This window comes from Actinokineospora sp. UTMC 2448 (assembly GCF_024760565.1).
Lineage (GTDB): Bacteria > Actinomycetota > Actinomycetes > Mycobacteriales > Pseudonocardiaceae > Actinokineospora > Actinokineospora fastidiosa.
Window position 1 is genome coordinate 2,333,566 of record NZ_CP031087.1, and the last position, 15,048, is coordinate 2,348,613.

Consider the following 15,048-nt stretch of genomic DNA (forward strand, 5'->3'; position numbering starts at 1 on the left):
ATGGGCCGTCACCCTGTCGGCTCGGCGGAGTCGTGGGTGACGGTGTGGACGGTGGTCAGGTCGGTGAGTCCGGAGATGGTGAGGACGGGGGCCAGGAGCGGGGTGGCGATGATCTCGATGCGTTCGGCGTGGGTGAACAGGACGGCCAGGCCCGCGCTGTCGAGGTAGTCGACGGCGGTCAGGTCGATGACGAGGTGGCCGGGGGTGGCGGTGATGGCCTCGGCGAGGGTCTCGCTGTTGCTCATGTCGATCTCGCCCGCCGCGGTCAGGAGTGGGGTGCCGTCGGGGCGGTGGCCCGCGGTGAGGGTGAGGGGGGTGGTCATCAGGTGATCCTCGTGTACAGGTCGACGGTGGTGCCGGTGGCCGTTCGGGTGATGGTGACCCGTTGCATCAGGGCGCGCATGAGGCTCACGCCGCGGCCGCGGTGGGGGTTGGCCTCCGGCTGCGGGGTCTTCCAGGCGCCCTGGTCGACGATGGTGAGGTGGAGGTTGTCGGCGAAGGCCTCGGCGCGCAGGTGGACCGGAGCGCCGGGGTTGTGGCGGTATCCGTGTTCGATGGCGTTGGCGAACGCCTCGCCCGCGGCGACGACGATGTCGTGGGCCTGTTGCCTCGGGAGCTGGACCTGGTCGAGCCAGGAGCGCAGGGCGTGGCGGACGGGGGCGAGCTGGCCCGCCTCGGCGGGGAAGGTCATCTCCAGGGGAGCGGGGTGGCGGTACAGCAGCAGGGCGACGTCGTCGTCGTAGCCGCCCCCGGGGGCCAGCCGGGTCATGACCTCGGTGGCGAGGTCGTCGACGAGGAGGTCGCTGCCGTCCTGCACGACGGCGCTGGCCTGGTCGATGCCTTCGCTGAGCGGACGGCGTCTGCGTTCGACGAGCCCGTCGGTGTAGAGCATCAGGGTGGATCGCGCGGGGAGGCTGTACCGGCCTTCCGGGCGGTGCCTGCCCGGGCGGATGGCCAGCGGCGTCGATCGGCCCTCCTCCAGCAGCCGGGTGGTGCCGTCGGGGTGGGCGAGGATGCCCGGCGGGTGTCCGGCGCTGCAGTAGGCCAGGTCTCCGGTGCGGGGGTCGAGGACGCCGCAGAACACGGTGGTGCACAGGGCGCCGGGCAGGCTCGCGGCGAAGCGGTCGAGGGCCATGAGGGTGCGGGCGGGGCTGGCGTCCTGCAGCAGCAGGGCCCGGCAGGCGCTGCGCAGCTGGCCCATGACGCTGGCGGCCTCCAGGCCGCGGCCGACGCAGTCGCCGACGACGATGCCGATGCGTCCGTCGGGCAGGGCGATGACGTCGTACCAGTCGCCGCCGACCTCCAGGCGGCTGGTGGCGGGCTGGTACCGGACGGCGAAGCCGTCGGGCAGGTCGGAGGGGCCGAGGATGGCCCGCTGCAGGGCGATGGCGGTCTCGCGCTGCTGGTCGATCTGGTGGGCGCGGCCCAGGCCCTGGGACAACTGGCCCGCCAGCAGCGACAGCAGCAGGTGGTCCTCACCGGTGAACGGCCGGTGGTCGCCGAGCTCGACCCACAGGGCCATCGGACCGTTCGGGTGGTCGAGGACGATCCCCGCGCCGGTGTGGTCGCTGATCGGGGTGAGCAGCGGGCTCTCGCGGAGGTCGACGATGCGCTCTCGACGCTGGACGGGCAGCCGCGCCCAGGTCAGGGCCGGGTCCGTCGCGGTGACGGTGGGCGCGTCGGCCTGGTCGAAGACGGCGGCCACCACGTCCTGGGCCCGCCACAGCGCCTTCAGCTCCGTCAACGCGCCTTCGAGCGCGTCGGCCAGGCTGGTCGCCCCGGACAGCCGGGTGCTCAGCGAGGCGAGCGCGCTGTCCCGCTGGATGGCGTGGTGCTCGGCGGTGACGTCGCGGAAGGTGCCGACGGACACGCGTCGCCCGGTGTCGGGGTCGTGGGCCTGGTTGAACGTGGCGCTGATCCACACCCGCCGCCCGTCGCGGTGGGTGAGGGGGATCGTGTGGCTGCCCTGCCGCTCGTCCAGCAGCGCGGCGAAGGCCGCGGCCACCTGCTGGTGCGCCTCGACGTCGGTCTCGGCGTCCGGCCACCACGGGTGGATGGGCGGGTACGGCAGCCCTTCGGGCCCGTAGCCCAGGATGTCGGTGAAGGCGGCGTTGATCTCGATGACCGCGCCGTCCTCGTCGCAGACGAAGAACGCCTCCTGCAGCGAGTCCACCAGCGCGGTGCGCCAGCGGATGTGGTGGTTGCGCAGTCGAGCCAGTTCCACGTTCGCCCGCACGCGGGCCAGCAGCTCGGCGGCGGCGAACGGCTTGACCAGGTAGTCGTCCGCGCCCGCCTCCAGGCCCTCGATGGAGGCCTCCTGCCCGGCCCGCGCCGACAGCAGCAGCACCGGGACCGACGCGGTGCGCGAGTCCGCGCGCAGCGCCGCGACCAGCGCCAATCCGTCGAGCCTCGGCATCATCACGTCGCTGATGACCAGGTCGGGCGCGGCGGCCCGGACGGTGGCCAGGGCTTCGTGGCCGTCGTTGACCGCCTCGACGAGGTACCCCGCCTCGGACAGGATCCGGGTGAGGTACTCGCGCATGTCGGCGTTGTCGTCGGCGATCAGCACGCGGGCCTGGGTCGCCGCGCCGGAGGGGAGCGACGGCGGCTCCGCATCGCCGGGCAGCCAGCGCAACGCCTCCTGCAGGTAGGGGACGGCCGTGGCCGAGACGCCCGCTGCCGCCCCGGCGGGCGCCAGGGACTCGGCGGGCAGGTGCGCGGACCCGAAGGGCAGCCGGATGGTGAAGGCGGTCCCGCGTCCCTCGGCGCTGTCCGCGGCGATCGTGCCGCCGTGCAGGCCGATGAGCTCCTTCACCAGCGCCAACCCGATGCCGCTTCCCTCGTTGGAGCGGGCGCGGGCGTTGTCGATGCGGTGGAAACGCTCGAACAGCCGGGGCAGTTCCTCGGCCGCGACCCCGATCCCGGTGTCGGCCACGACGACCTCGGCATGACCCTCGCGGGCGCTGACGCTGACCCGGACCGCACCGTCGAAGGTGAACTTCAACGCGTTGCTGAGCAGGTTGAGGATCACCTTCTCCCACATCCCCGGGTCGAGGTAGACCGGCTCGGCCAGCGGCGGGCAGTCGATCTCGAAGGCCAGCCCCGCCTTCTCGATGGCCGAGCGGAAGACGCTGGCCAGCCCGGCGGTGAGGGCGGCGAGGTCGACCGGCTCGAACCGGGCCTGCATGCGGCCCGCCTCGATGCGGGAGAAGTCGAGCAGGGTGTTGACCAGCTTGCTCAGCCGCAGGCCGTTGCGGTGGATGACCTCCAGTTCCTCCTGAACGCGCTTGTCCGCTCCGGCCAAGGCGGTGTGCAGCTCCTCGACCGGTCCCATGATCAGGGTGAGCGGGGTGCGGAACTCGTGGCTGATGTTGGAGAAGAACGCGGTCTTGGCCCGGTCCAGCTCGGCCAGCTCGTCGGCCCGCCGCTGCTGGGCCTGGTAGCTGCGCGCGCTCGCGATCCCGGTCGCGATGTGCCCGGCGACCAGCTCGACGAACCCGCGATAGCCGTCGTCCACCGGGCGGTAGCGGTTCAGCCCGGCTACGAGGAACCCGTACGGGGAGCCGCCCTGCCGCAGCAGCGGCATCACCAGCGCCTGGGTGGGGGGCGCTGGCCAGTCGCCCGAGGGCAGGTCGCCGTCGAGCTCCACCGACTCGGCCTCGCCGCGCGCCACCGCGGCCGTCGGCCACACCGCGGGCGAGTCGTCGGCCGCCAGCGTCGCCGGGGCGGCCCGGTGCCCGGGAGGAATCCCGGTCGCGGTCGCCAGCCGAGCGCCGCCGTCATCGAACAGGTAGATCAGCGAGAAGGGGAGGTCCCGCAGGTTGCGGCCCAACTGCTGGCCCGCGAACGCCAGCGTCTCCTGCTCGGTGCGCACCACGCTCGGGTCCGAGCCCAGATCCCGCAGCGTCGCCATCCGCCGCTCGCCGATGACCCGCTGGGTGTCCTCGCTGACCACGCACAGCATGCCCACCACCGCGCCGGTGTCGTCGCGCAGCGGGCTGTAGGAGAAGGTGTGGTAGGTCTCCTCCGGGTAGCCGGACCGCTCCAGGAACAGCAGCAGCGCCTCGTCCCAGGTCGCCTGCCCGGTCTCCAACACGGTGTCGATGCGGGGGCCGATATCACCCCAGATCTCCGCCCACACCTCCCGCGCGGGCCGTCCCAACGCCCACGGGTACTTCCGACCCAAGGTGTCCCTGCGGTAGGCGGCGTTGCAGAGGAACGTCAGCTCCGGGCCCCAGGCCATCCACATCGAGAACTTCGACGACAGCAGGATGCTCACCGCCGTCCGCAGGCTCTGCGGCCAGCCCGCTGGCGCCCCCAACGGCGTCCCCGCCCACTCCACGGCCGCCAGATCCCGCCCGACCTCGGGGTCCACGGCGAACACATCGATCACCGCAGCGTCCTCAGCGTCCTCGAACCGCGCCACCGACACTCCTCCCAATCCTTCGGCGCACCGAATGGATCACGAGTCACCCGTCATCGGCCACGCAACCCGTAGATTAGACAGCCGACCCGCGTCCCGGGGAACACGCCCGAACCGGCCTTTCGTTCCGATGATCGATGGACGCGGCTCGTCCGGACGCGGACTCCGCGCTATCCGAGCGCGCCTGGGGATTCTCGGGCGGCCGCGGCCCTGATCGGGATTCGTTCGCGCGCTCTTCGCGGCTGTCGTGGGTCGCGCTGCGGCAGGCGCCGAGGCGGGGGAGGGTGGTGGGCGGAACGCCGGGGAGGGAAGATGCCGCTGATCGACCGACTCGTCTCCCGCTGGCCCGCGCACGTGCCGGTCAGGCCGATCGTGCCCCAGCCGTGGCCCGCGCAGGAGCCCACGTGGCGGCAGGCGCGGCCCGCGGTGATCGCGGCCGCGACCCGGCGGGCCGCGGCCCGGCCGTCGGGCAACTGGTTCGTGCTGGCGGCCAGCGGCGACGTCCGCGCCGATGTGCCGTTGGGCGCTTACGTGGGGCCGCATGAGGTGGTGGCCTGGCGGGACGAGGACGGCGGGGTGGTGGCCGGGCCCGGCGCGTGCCCGCACCTGGGTGCTCCGCTGGCGCTGGGCCGGGTGGACGGCGGGGTCCTGCGGTGCCGCTGGCACGGTCTGCCGGTCTCCGGCGACGGCGGCCCGGGATGGCGGCCGTTCCCCGTCCACGACGACGGGGTGCTGGTGTGGGTTCGGCTGGACGGCCTCGGGGGCGAAGCGCCGTCGCCCGCCCCGGTCGTTCCGGCCCGGCCGACGCGCGGGGTGGCCGCGGTGGCGTCCGTGACCGGGGTGTGCGAGCCGATCGATGTGGTGGCCAATCGGCTCGATCCGTGGCATGGCGGCTGGTTCCACCCGTACTCGTTCACCCGTCTGCGGGTGGTCAGCGCTCCGGAGGAGGACAGCTCGCCGGAGCGGGATCGGTTTGTGGTGGACGTGACGTTCCGGCTGGGGCGGCGGCTCGGTGTTCCGGTGCGCACCGAGTTCACGTGTCCTGAGCCGCGGACGGTGTGCATGCGCATCATCGAGGGGGAGGGGGTGGGCAGCGTGGTGGAGACGCACGCGACGCCGCGGGCCCCGGGCCGGGACGGGCGGGCGCGCACCTCGGTGATCGAGGCGGTGATCGCCACCTCGGAGCGGGAGGGGTTCACGGCGGCGATGCGGGCGGCCGTCGTGTTGCGTCCGGCGATGCGGTGGGCGGCGAAGCGGTTGTGGCGCGACGACATGGCCTATGCCGAGCGCCGGTACGCGCTGCGCACGGGCGGCTGCTGAGCCTGGTGGGCGCTGAGGGTGGTGCGGTAGCCGAGGATCAGTACGACGTGCAGCAGGTACAGCCACAGCGCGACGGCGGCGGCGACGCCGACCGGGGCGAGTCCGGCGAAGGGCACGCTCCAGTCGACCGGGATGGCCAGGAACAGCAGGAAGCCGTGCAGGAACCCGGTCAGGAACGCGCCGGTGGCGAACGCGCCCGCGACGGCGGTGCGGCCGGGCAGCGCGTTGGGGGCGGTGACGGTGAAGACCAGCGACAGCGCCACCGAGATCAGGACCCAGTCGAGGTGGAAGGACGCCACCACGCCCAGCGCGAGCGACCAGCCGCCCGCGCTGTAGAGGGAGCCGATGGCGGGGGCGAGCGCGAGCGGCGCGGCCAGCAGCACCGGGGCGGCGGCGAGGACGGGGAGGAACCCGAGCCTGCCCCGCCACCCGGTCGTCCCGGTGGCGGCCTGCCCGGCGGGCTGGTCGAGGGCGCGGCGCAGGCCCTCGCCGTAGAAGGTGGCGGGGATCAGCGCGACGGCCAGCACGGGCCAGGGGGCGCGCAGCGCCGCGTCGGTGATCGCGGCGACGGCCGACCCCGCGCGCTGCTCGTCGGGCAGCGCGGCCGCCAGGGCGGCGGCGCCGTCGACGACCACGGCGTGGCCGAGGAGCGCTGCCGCGCCGCGCAGGCCGAGCAGCAGCAGGGGAACGATCGCCAGGCAGGCGAAGAAGGTCAGCCCGGCGGCCCACAGGGCGATGTCGCGTCCGCGCAACGTGGCGGCGGTGTGGCGCAGCACGGACCGGACGGGGGTGGGCATGGCGGTGGCGTACCCGATGTTCGCGCTGCTCTCACCCGCCGCTCGGGGTTACGGTGGCGCGACGGACCGGCGGGGGTGACCGATGGCCGAGGATCGGGTGGACCCGGTGCGCGGCTGGGAGCGCCTGCACGGCGAGGACGTCTCCGGCAACCGGCTGGCGGTCGGGTGGATCCGGCTGGTGCATGTGCTCGCCCGCCCGGTGCTGTCGGTGGCGCCGGACGCGCTCTCCGCGGCGGGGGTCGCCTCGGCGGCGGCCGCGGTGGGCGCCGCCGCGCTGGGCTTGGCCTGGGCGGCGCTCGGATTGGTGCTGGTGTCGGGGTTGCTGGACGGGATCGACGGCGCGGTGGCGCTGCGGACCGGGCGGGCTCGGCCGCTGGGTGCTGTGGTCGACGCCGTGGCCGATCGGCTCGCGGACCTGTGCCTGATCGCGGTGCTGGTGGTGCTCGGCGGCGACGCGCGGCTGGCGGTGGCGGTGGCGGCCGCGGTGCTGCTGCACGAGTACGCCCGCGCACGCGCCCAGGGGGCCGGGATGGGCTCGGCGGGCGCGATCACCGTCGCCGAGCGCCCGACCCGGGTGATCCTGGTCGCGGTGACCTGCCTGGGCGCCGGGGTCGCGCCCTCAGGCACGCCGGGCACCGGCTGGTCGTGGCCGATGGTGACGTTGTGGCTGTGGGTGGGGGTCGCGCTGGTGGGCGGGACGCAGTTGGCGGCGGGGATCCGGCGGGAGCTAGGCCGGGCCGATCAGGCGGGCGACGATCGCGGCGGACAGGGCGACCAGGGGTAGTCCGCCGCCGGGGTGGGCCGAGCCGCCGACCAGGAACAGCCCTGGCACGCGGCTGCGGTTGGCCGGGCGCAGCAGGGCGGCGCGGGCGCCGTTCGATGAGGACCCGTAGAGGGAGCCGCCCACCGAGCCGGTGTCGCGTTCCCAGTCCGCCGGGGTGCGGATGGCCCGGTGCAGGACGCGGTCGCGCACGTCGAGGCCGCGGGCGGCGAGCACGGCCAGCACCTTGTCGGCGTAGTCCTTGGCCAGACCGGGGGCGTCCCAGTGGACGGGACCGTGACGGGGGGCGTTGACGAGCACGAACCACGCCTCGTGACCAGACGGAGCCACGGTGGGGTCGTCGGGGGAGCAGACGTAGACGGTCGGGTCGTCGACCGGACGCGGCCGCTGGCCGAAGACGGCGTCGAACTCGGCGTCGTAGTCGGCCGGGAACAGCACCCGGTGGTGGCGTCGCGGCGTGGTCGTGCCGTGCAGGGCGAGCAGCAGCACGAACCCCGACAGCGAGGGCTGGGTGCGGGCCAGCGCGCGGCGGGCGCGGGCGGCGCGCGGGTCGGTGAGCAGGTCGCGGTGCAGGTGGTGGGCGTCGGCGTCGGAGACGACGATGTCGGCTGGCACGGATTCGCCCGCCACCCGCAGCCCGCGAACCCCTCGGCCGTCGGTGTCGATTCCGGTGACCGGCGCGGCGAAGTGGAATCGCACGCCCAGCTCGCGGCAGTGCGCGTGCAGGGCGTCGGCGAGGCGGCGCAGGCCGCCTTGGACGTACCAGCCGCCGTGGTGCTGCTCGATGTACGGCACGACGGTCATCAGCGCGGGCACCCGGCGGGGATCGGAGCCGGTGTAGGTGGCATAGCGGTCCAGCAGCATCCGCAGCCGCGGGTCGGCCAGGCCGCGCCCGGCGCCGCGCAGGGTCCGCCATGGGGCGATGGCCAGCAGGTCACGCACGTTCCGGCTGTGGCGCAGCAGGTCCGGCACCCCGTTGAGCGGTCGGTGCAGCACGGGTTCGCCGACCAGGTCCCACAGCCGCCGTCCCCGGCTCATCAGGCGGGTCCACTGCTCGCCCGCGTCGGGGCCGAGCGCGGCGGCCAGGGCGGGGGCGACCTCGTGCTCGGCGTGCGGCAGGTCGAGCACCGAGCCGTCGGGGAACCGGTAGTGGCACAGCGGGTCGACCGGCACGATGTCCACGTGCTCGTCGAGGTCGCCGCCGGTCTCGGCGAACAGGTCGCGGTAGACGTGCGGCAGGGTGAGCAGCGACGGCCCGGTGTCGAAGGTGAACTCCCCGAGCCGGGTGACGCCGAGCTTGCCGCCGTACGTGGGCGCGGCCTCGAACACCGTCACCGCGTGCCCGGCGTGGGCCAGGCGCGCGGCGGCGGCCAGCCCGCCCATGCCCGCCCCGATGACGGCGACGTCGGCCATCAGCGGCCGCCGTGCAGTGCTCGGCCTTTCCACACCAGCGTGCCGCGGCGGCGGGCCCGCCATGAGCCGCCCAGCAGGGTCAGCAGCGCGGCCACCGACACCGGGTGCGCCAAGGCGTCCGGCCAGGCCCGGCCGCCGCTGGCGCGGGCGGTGACGACCCGCCCGAGCACCCCGGCGGCGTACCCGAGCAGCCCGGCCCGCGATCCGGCGACGGCGGCCAGCGGCGGCACCAGGAACATCCAGGCCAGCAGCGCCGCTACCCCGGCGGCGGCGACCGGGCTGCCGGTGGCCGACCACAGCGACTTCTCGTAGCCCGCGCGCACCTGCGCCCACCCCCGGTACATCCGGCACACGGCCACGGTGCTGCCGTCGACGACGACCCCGCGCCCGCCCGCGGCCTTGACCGCCCGCATCAGCGCGATGTCGTCGAGCACGGCGTCGGCGACGGCCGCGAACCCGCCGCATCGGGCCAGCATGGCCGCGTCGATGACCAGGAACTGGCCGTTGGCGGCGGTCAGCGACGGCCGGGCGGACCGCTCGGCGGCGCGCAGCGGCAGGAAGGTCAGCCACGACCACTGCAGCAGCGGCTGCACGAGCCGGGTGGCGGCGTCCTCGGCCAGCTGACGGGGGAACGGCGACACCGCGTCCAGGTCGTGGGCGCGCATCACCGCCACCGCGGCGGCCACGGCATGCGGCGCGAGTTCCACGTCGGCGTCGACGAACACCAGCACCCGGCCGCGGGCGTGCCGGGCCAGCAGATCGCAGGCGTGCGGCTTGCCCGGCAGCCCCGGGGGCGGTCCGGGAGAGCTGATCAGGCGCACGCGCGGGTCCCCGGCGGCGATCTCGGCGACCAGCGCGGCGGTGCCGTCGGCGGAGCCGTCGTCGCACACCACGATCTCGAGGTCGGCCACGCCGCGCTGGGCCAGCAGCGACCGCAGGCACGGCCCCACCCGGTGGGCCTCGTCGCGCACCGGCAGCAACAGCGACACCGGCTCGAAGCACTCGCCCGGCGTCGCCGACGGCCGACGGAGCAACCGCGCGTTGACCAGCGCGTGCACCGACGACAGCGCCGCCGCGACCGCCGCCGCGCGCACCACCGCCCCGCTCACCGGTGCGCCCGCCACAGCGCGACCGCGAACGGGACCGCCACCACGCCCATGAGCAGCCCGCCGACCAGCGAAACCGCGGGCCGGTCGAAGAACGCCGCGTGCGCCCACACCGATGACCCGTAGGTCCACAGGTACAGCACCGGCGCCGGGCCACGCCGCAGTTGGACATCCGATCGGGTGACCGCCACCAGGCCCGCGCTGATCAGGGTCGCCACGAGCAGCCACCCGGCGAAGTTCGTCAGCGGCACGCCCGCGACCCCGGGCAGCGCGGGCGTCGGGTCGGCCCAGACCCAGTGACCGGCGTCGACCATCTGCGGGTCCAGGAACACATCCCAGGACGCCAGCGCCCACCCCGCGACCGGCACGGCCAGCCAGCCACGGCCCAACACCCGCCCGACCAGCGCCGCGGGCCACGCCATCATGATCCACGCCAGCGGCACGAGCACCGGCACGCCGACGAGCGCCGGGCCCAGCGAGCCGGTGTAGGCGTAGTCGCCGAACGGGAAACCCGTGTGCACCCCGACCGCCTCGGCGGCCAGCCCGCCCCCGCCCGCGACCGCGACCAGCGCGACGGCGGCCCGCGGCCCGCAGCGGGCCGCGGCGTCGAGCACCGACGCCGCGGCGAAGGCGACCACCGCCAGCACGGTCATGGCCGTGCGGTCCGCGGGCGCGGTCATCGAGTACACGATCTGCGCCACCACGGCCGTCGCGCCCAGCGCCCACGCCGCGATCGCCGCCGTGCGGAAGCCGGGGACGGCGCGCACGGACATGCGGCTGAGCATGGGTGAACCCTAAGCGCGGCAGGCGCGGTCGGCGCGGTGACCGGAAAGCGCAGGCGCCCGAGGCCCCGATCCGGGGCCCCGGGCTTTCCAGCGCCCGTGACGGCGATCCCGGCTGGCAGGCCGGTTGTGGCCGCGTGGGGCAGTCCGGTGTTCCCACCGGCTACCCGTTCGATGGCGCGGGAACCGCCCTCCGGCAGGCGGACCGGCGTCGGAGCAGGGCCCAGCGGCCCCGGTTGGGCACCGTCCACAGGTCGTGCCCGCGCAGGCCCCACCGGGCGAGCAGGGTGTTCGCGGCGAGGAAACCGCTGGTCGCGGCGCGTTCCATCAGCGCGACCGGCAGGTCGACGCGCACCAGGTCGCCCGCGACGGCCAGGGTCGGGTCCGGGGTGGACACCGTCGGCCGTTCGGTGAAGGTGCCGGGCGCGAACAGCGGGCAGTCGGCCTCCAGGACGTGCTGCCGGTGCAGCACCCGTGCGCCGCGCAGCTCCGGGTAGACCGTGTGCAGCTCCTTGATCAGCATCTGGGCGCAGTGGTCGGGGTCGGTGTCCCCGGGCAGGGCGTAGGCGTGCAGTTCGATGACCGAACCGCCGGTGCGGGCGCGCCAGCGGCGGGCCTCGCCCTCGAACAGGTCGACCACGCTGATGTTGTCGAGCAGCCGGTACCCGCTGGTGCCCAGGAACGCCGGGCGGTCCGGCCGTGCAGGGCGGTCCAGCCACAGCCTGGTGACCAGGAACGGCGGCGCGCAGGCCAGGCCCGCGACGCGTCGCCGCCACCGCGGGTCCCCCAGGTCGGGGGACGCGGCGACCAGTGCCCGCAGGCCGCCGACGTCGGTGGCGAGCACGACGCCGTCCGCGGTGTGCTCCGTTCCCGCCCGCACGCGGTAGCCCTCGTCGGTGCGCCCGATCCGCTCGACGGCGGTTCCGGTGTGGATCTCGGCGCCGAGGGAGAGCAGGTAGGCGTGCAGCGGGTTCCACAGGGTGTGCGGGTAGGGGTCGTCGGGCACGTCGAAGAGCAGGCCCTCGCTGGAGCCGAGGAAGTAGATGTGGAACATCGTCGCCAGCTCAGCGGCCGACAGCGCGCCGGGGTGGGCGAAGAAGCTGCGGGAGAACACCTCGAACGCCAGGTGCCGCGCGGAGGCCGGGAACCGCAGCTCGCGCAGGAAGGTGTCGGCGTCGATGGAGTCGAGTTCGTGGTAGACGCGGGGGAGGCTGACGTCGAACAACGCGCCCGCCGCGCGCGTGTTCATGCCCATGAGGTCGCGTGCGGAGAAGGTGGGGCTGCGCACCATAAATCCGGCCGCGTTCCACGGGGGTGTGCAGGGCAGTCCCACGAAAGTGTCCTGCGCGCCGTCGATGTGGCGCAGCGGGTAGTCCCCGATCGGGGCGAGCATGGACAGGTCGGGGTCGACGCGGCGCAGCAGGCCGCGCAGGTTGTAGTACTGGCGGAAGAACGCGTGGAAGCCGCGGGTCATGGTCGCGCCGTGGCCCGTCGTCCAGCCGCGCAGCCGCCCGCCCAGCTCGGCGTGGCGCTCGAACAGCCGGACCCGCACCCCGCGTTCGGCCAGCGCGACAGCGGCCGTCACCCCGGCGATGCCGCCGCCGACCACCGCCACCCGCGGCGCGTCGCCGTCGGCCCGGTCGCCGCCCGCGTGGGCCGGGTGCAGCACGGCCCGGCGGTCCCGCCCCGGGCGTGGCGGGGAGCTGCCGTCGAGCAACCAGGGCAACGCGACACGGGCCATGCCCTGATGCTGGCACCGGTGGTGCGCAGCGGCGATTCGACGCAGACGGCGGCTTCGCCTTCAGCTGCCGGCCGAACGCGCTCCCTTGAGCGGGTCGTGGCCCCAGTTCATCAGCGAGTAACGCCATCGGGTGTCGCTGATGTCGCCGTCGGGGCGTTGGGCGAGGTGGCGGTGGATGTAGCCGACGACCGTGCGCATGTGGGCAAGGTCGTCGTCGGTCAGGTCGCCGGGCTTCTTGCCGAGCAGGGTGAGGATGCGGCGGCCGGACGCGTGGCCGGTGGACTCGCCGCCGTCGTCCTTCTGCCCCACGGCCTTCGAATCCTCGGTGTCCAGCCAGTGGCGCAGTTGCGTGGCGGTCATGTTCACCGCATCGGAGAACTCCTTGCGGGTCGTCGCGGCGTCGTCGGTCATCCGGGCCTCCCGGTGCGTCGAGGTGTCCGTTCAGGCGAGGGACACGTCCCAGCCGCCTGCGAGGGGACAGTGGCCCACGGCCTGGTCCACCAGCTGCCGCCGATCGTCAGTGTCCACATTAGGCAGTGCGACGACCAGGCGGGCCCGCAGGTCGTAGGCCTCCGCGCCGGACTCGCCGAGGGTGACCTCGGCCCGCACGCTGCTGCCGGAGGTGTCGTGGCCGCCCGAGGACGCGACGATGACCAGGCTCTGGTGCAGGCACGTGGCGAGGGCGGCGGCGTAGAGCCGCTCGGGGTCCCAGCCGCCGCCGCTGCCCCCGAGCTCGGCGGGTTGGACGATCGCCAACGAGTCGGGCTCGGCGCCATCGACCTCGACGCGGCCGCCGTCGCGGGAGACGGCCGCCGTGCTGTACAGCTTGGTTCCGTTCATCCTGGTCCACTCCTGTCGGTGCGTCTCAGGGGTGGTACCCGCTGCCGACCCGATGCACTCGACCGCCGGTGCGGCGCACGGCGGCTGCCCGCCGCCTGGGCGCCCACCGCGCCGGTCTCCCCGTCACCGGCTCCCGCGGCCGGATTCCGTCGCGATCGAGCGATGAGCGCATCAACCACGGCGGGCGTGGGTAGACCCGACCGGGAACGGCGGGTCGGAGGCATGCGATGGGGTATCCAAGCGCGACGAGGCGCCCGCCCGCGACCGCCCGCGCGGCGGGCGCGGCGGCCCGGTGGGCCGATCAGCGGTACCGGATGGCGGGCGGGCTGCGCCGCCAGTTCAACAAGGTGTTCCCGACCCACTGGTCGTTCCTGCTGGGCGAGATCGCGTTGTACTCGTTCATCGTGCTGCTGCTCAGCGGCACCTATCTGGCGTTGTTCTTCGATCCGTCGATGCAGGAGGTCGTCTACGACGGGTCGTATGTGAACCTGCGCGGCGTCGAGATGTCCCGGGCGTACGAGAGCACGCTGGAGATCTCCTTCGACATCCGCGGCGGACTGCTCGCCCGGCAGGTGCACCACTGGTCGGCGCTGCTGTTCGTCGCCGCGATGATCGTCCACATGATCCGGATCTTCTTCACCGGCGCGTTCCGCCGTCCACGGGAGCTGAACTGGGTCATCGGGGTGCTGCTGCTGGTGCTGGGCATGTTCGAGGGGTTCTTCGGCTACTCGCTGCCCGACGACCTGCTCTCCGGCACCGGCATCCGGGCGACGCTGTCGGGCATCGTGCTCAGCGTCCCGGTGATCGGCACCTGGACGCACTGGGCGCTGTTCGGCTCGGAGTTCCCGGGCGATGAGATCATCCCCCGGCTCTACACCCTGCACATCTTCCTCATCCCGGGCATCATGCTCGCGCTCATCGGGGTGCACCTGGCGCTGGTGTGGTACCAGAAGCACACCCAGTTCCCCGGCGTGCGGCGCACCGAGCGCAACGTCGTCGGCGTGCGGATCATGCCCGTGTTCGCGCTCAAGGCGGGCGCGTTCCTCGCCGTGGTCACCGGCGTGACGACGGCGATGTCCGGGCTGTTCCAGATCAACCCGATCTGGAACCTCGGCCCGTACAACCCCGCCCAGGTCTCGGCCCAGTCGGTGCCGGACTTCTACATGATGTGGGCCGACGGGCTCCTGCGCATCTGGCCGCCGTGGGAGATGTACCTCGGGGACTACACCGTTCCGGCGGTGTTCTTCGCGGGCGTCGGGGGACTGACGTTCTTCATCGGGCTCCTGCTGTTCTACCCGTGGATCGAACGCCGCCTGTCCGGCGACACCGCCCACCACAACCTCATCCAGCGGCCCCGGGACGCGCCCGTGCGCACCGGGCTCGGGGCGATGGCGCTGTCCGCCTACCTGATCATGACGCTGAGCAGCGTCAACGACACCATCGCGCTCACCTTCGACGTCTCGCTCAACGCCACCATCTGGGCCGGGCGCATCGGCCTGCTCGTGGTCCCGCCCATCGCCTACTACGTCGCCTACCGCGTCTGTGTGGGCCTGCAGCGCTCGGACCGGGAGGTGCTCGAGCACGGGGTCGAGACCGGGATCATCCGCCGCCTCCCGGAGGGCGGCTACATCGAGATCCACCAGCCGCTGGACGGAAAGGCGCTCGAGTACCAGGCCGCGCCCGTGCCCAAGAAGATGAACAAGCTCGGCGCGGCGGGCCGTCCGCTGCCCGGCAGCATGCTCACCCCCGACCCGCCGGAGGAGACCGTGGCGCTGGAACGCGCCCGCGAGCACGGCAGCGCCGGCCACCCCATCGACCCGTCCCGCACCATCGGCGGCTGACCGC

Annotated in this window: 12 protein-coding genes; 3 read left to right on the top strand and 9 right to left on the bottom strand. The window is 74.0% G+C overall.

The features are described from left to right. Window positions 1-8: 8 nt before the first annotated feature. On the bottom strand, window positions 9-323 hold the full coding sequence (locus Actkin_RS11075) for an STAS domain-containing protein (protein ID WP_258906991.1): 315 nt from the start codon (window positions 321-323) through the stop codon (window positions 9-11). Then, entirely contained in the window at window positions 323-4,426 is a 4,104-nt protein-coding gene (locus Actkin_RS11080; protein WP_258906992.1) for a SpoIIE family protein phosphatase, read from the bottom strand. Before Actkin_RS11080 ends, Actkin_RS11075 begins: the two co-directional genes overlap by 1 nt. Window positions 4,427-4,735: 309 nt before the next feature. Here Actkin_RS11080 and Actkin_RS11085 point away from each other — a divergent pair, with 309 nt between their 5' ends. Next, on the top strand, window positions 4,736-5,743 hold the full coding sequence (locus Actkin_RS11085; protein ID WP_258906993.1) for a Rieske (2Fe-2S) protein: 1,008 nt from the start codon (window positions 4,736-4,738) through the stop codon (window positions 5,741-5,743). Here Actkin_RS11085 and Actkin_RS11090 read toward each other — a convergent pair. Continuing rightward, the gene (locus tag Actkin_RS11090) at window positions 5,701-6,540 is read right to left on the bottom strand and encodes a YhjD/YihY/BrkB family envelope integrity protein (protein WP_258906994.1); all 840 of its coding nucleotides are present in this window, start codon (window positions 6,538-6,540) and stop codon (window positions 5,701-5,703) included. The two genes, Actkin_RS11085 and Actkin_RS11090, sit on opposite strands and share 43 nt — an antisense overlap. An 82-nt stretch (window positions 6,541-6,622) precedes the next feature. Here Actkin_RS11090 and Actkin_RS11095 point away from each other — a divergent pair, with 82 nt between their 5' ends. Further along, window positions 6,623-7,324: a CDP-alcohol phosphatidyltransferase family protein gene (locus Actkin_RS11095; protein WP_258906995.1), complete on the top strand. Its 702-nt coding sequence runs from the start codon at window positions 6,623-6,625 to the stop codon at window positions 7,322-7,324. Here Actkin_RS11095 and Actkin_RS11100 read toward each other — a convergent pair. The 6 genes from Actkin_RS11100 to Actkin_RS11125 form a co-directional block, all read right to left on the bottom strand. Next, window positions 7,268-8,734 carry a phytoene desaturase family protein gene (locus tag Actkin_RS11100; protein ID WP_258906996.1) on the bottom strand — a complete coding sequence of 489 codons (1,467 nt, stop codon included), beginning with the start codon at window positions 8,732-8,734 and terminating at the stop codon, window positions 7,268-7,270. The genes Actkin_RS11095 and Actkin_RS11100 overlap by 57 nt on opposite strands. Continuing rightward, window positions 8,734-9,843: a glycosyltransferase family 2 protein gene (locus Actkin_RS11105; RefSeq protein WP_258906997.1), complete on the bottom strand. Its 1,110-nt coding sequence runs from the start codon at window positions 9,841-9,843 to the stop codon at window positions 8,734-8,736. Before Actkin_RS11105 ends, Actkin_RS11100 begins: the two co-directional genes overlap by 1 nt. Continuing rightward, window positions 9,840-10,625 carry a carotenoid biosynthesis protein gene (locus tag Actkin_RS11110; protein WP_258906999.1) on the bottom strand — a complete coding sequence of 262 codons (786 nt, stop codon included), beginning with the start codon at window positions 10,623-10,625 and terminating at the stop codon, window positions 9,840-9,842. Before Actkin_RS11110 ends, Actkin_RS11105 begins: the two co-directional genes overlap by 4 nt. A 160-nt stretch (window positions 10,626-10,785) precedes the next feature. After that, the gene (locus tag Actkin_RS11115) at window positions 10,786-12,363 is read right to left on the bottom strand and encodes an FAD-dependent oxidoreductase (protein WP_258907000.1); all 1,578 of its coding nucleotides are present in this window, start codon (window positions 12,361-12,363) and stop codon (window positions 10,786-10,788) included. Window positions 12,364-12,423: 60 nt separating this feature from the next. After that, entirely contained in the window at window positions 12,424-12,774 is a 351-nt protein-coding gene (locus Actkin_RS11120; RefSeq protein WP_189213763.1) for a DUF3140 domain-containing protein, read from the bottom strand. 30 nt (window positions 12,775-12,804) lie between these two features. Beyond that, a complete protein-coding gene (locus tag Actkin_RS11125; protein WP_189213764.1) occupies window positions 12,805-13,203 on the bottom strand; it encodes an OsmC family protein in 399 nt (132 codons plus the stop codon). Between the two features lie 227 nt (window positions 13,204-13,430). On the opposite strand from Actkin_RS11125, the gene Actkin_RS11130 reads away from it, so the two are divergent. After that, window positions 13,431-15,044 (top strand): cytochrome bc1 complex cytochrome b subunit, encoded by a 1,614-nt coding sequence (locus tag Actkin_RS11130; protein WP_309569129.1) that lies wholly within the window; start codon window positions 13,431-13,433, stop codon window positions 15,042-15,044. Window positions 15,045-15,048: the final 4 nt, after the last annotated feature.

Bases quoted from the DNA above. Each gene is read 5' to 3' on its own strand.
- Actkin_RS11075 (WP_258906991.1), bottom strand. From the start codon at position 323: ATGACCACCCCCCTCACCCTCACCGCGGGCCACCGCCCCGACGGCACC.
- Actkin_RS11085 (WP_258906993.1), top strand. From the start codon at position 4,736: ATGCCGCTGATCGACCGACTCGTCTCCCGCTGGCCCGCGCACGTGCCG.
- Actkin_RS11090 (WP_258906994.1), bottom strand. From the start codon at position 6,540: ATGCCCACCCCCGTCCGGTCCGTGCTGCGCCACACCGCCGCCACGTTG.
- Actkin_RS11095 (WP_258906995.1), top strand. From the start codon at position 6,623: ATGGCCGAGGATCGGGTGGACCCGGTGCGCGGCTGGGAGCGCCTGCAC.
- Actkin_RS11100 (WP_258906996.1), bottom strand. From the start codon at position 8,734: ATGGCCGACGTCGCCGTCATCGGGGCGGGCATGGGCGGGCTGGCCGCC.
- Actkin_RS11110 (WP_258906999.1), bottom strand. From the start codon at position 10,625: ATGCTCAGCCGCATGTCCGTGCGCGCCGTCCCCGGCTTCCGCACGGCG.
- Actkin_RS11115 (WP_258907000.1), bottom strand. From the start codon at position 12,363: ATGGCCCGTGTCGCGTTGCCCTGGTTGCTCGACGGCAGCTCCCCGCCA.
- Actkin_RS11120 (WP_189213763.1), bottom strand. From the start codon at position 12,774: ATGACCGACGACGCCGCGACGACCCGCAAGGAGTTCTCCGATGCGGTG.
- Actkin_RS11125 (WP_189213764.1), bottom strand. From the start codon at position 13,203: ATGAACGGAACCAAGCTGTACAGCACGGCGGCCGTCTCCCGCGACGGC.
- Actkin_RS11130 (WP_309569129.1), top strand. From the start codon at position 13,431: ATGGGGTATCCAAGCGCGACGAGGCGCCCGCCCGCGACCGCCCGCGCG.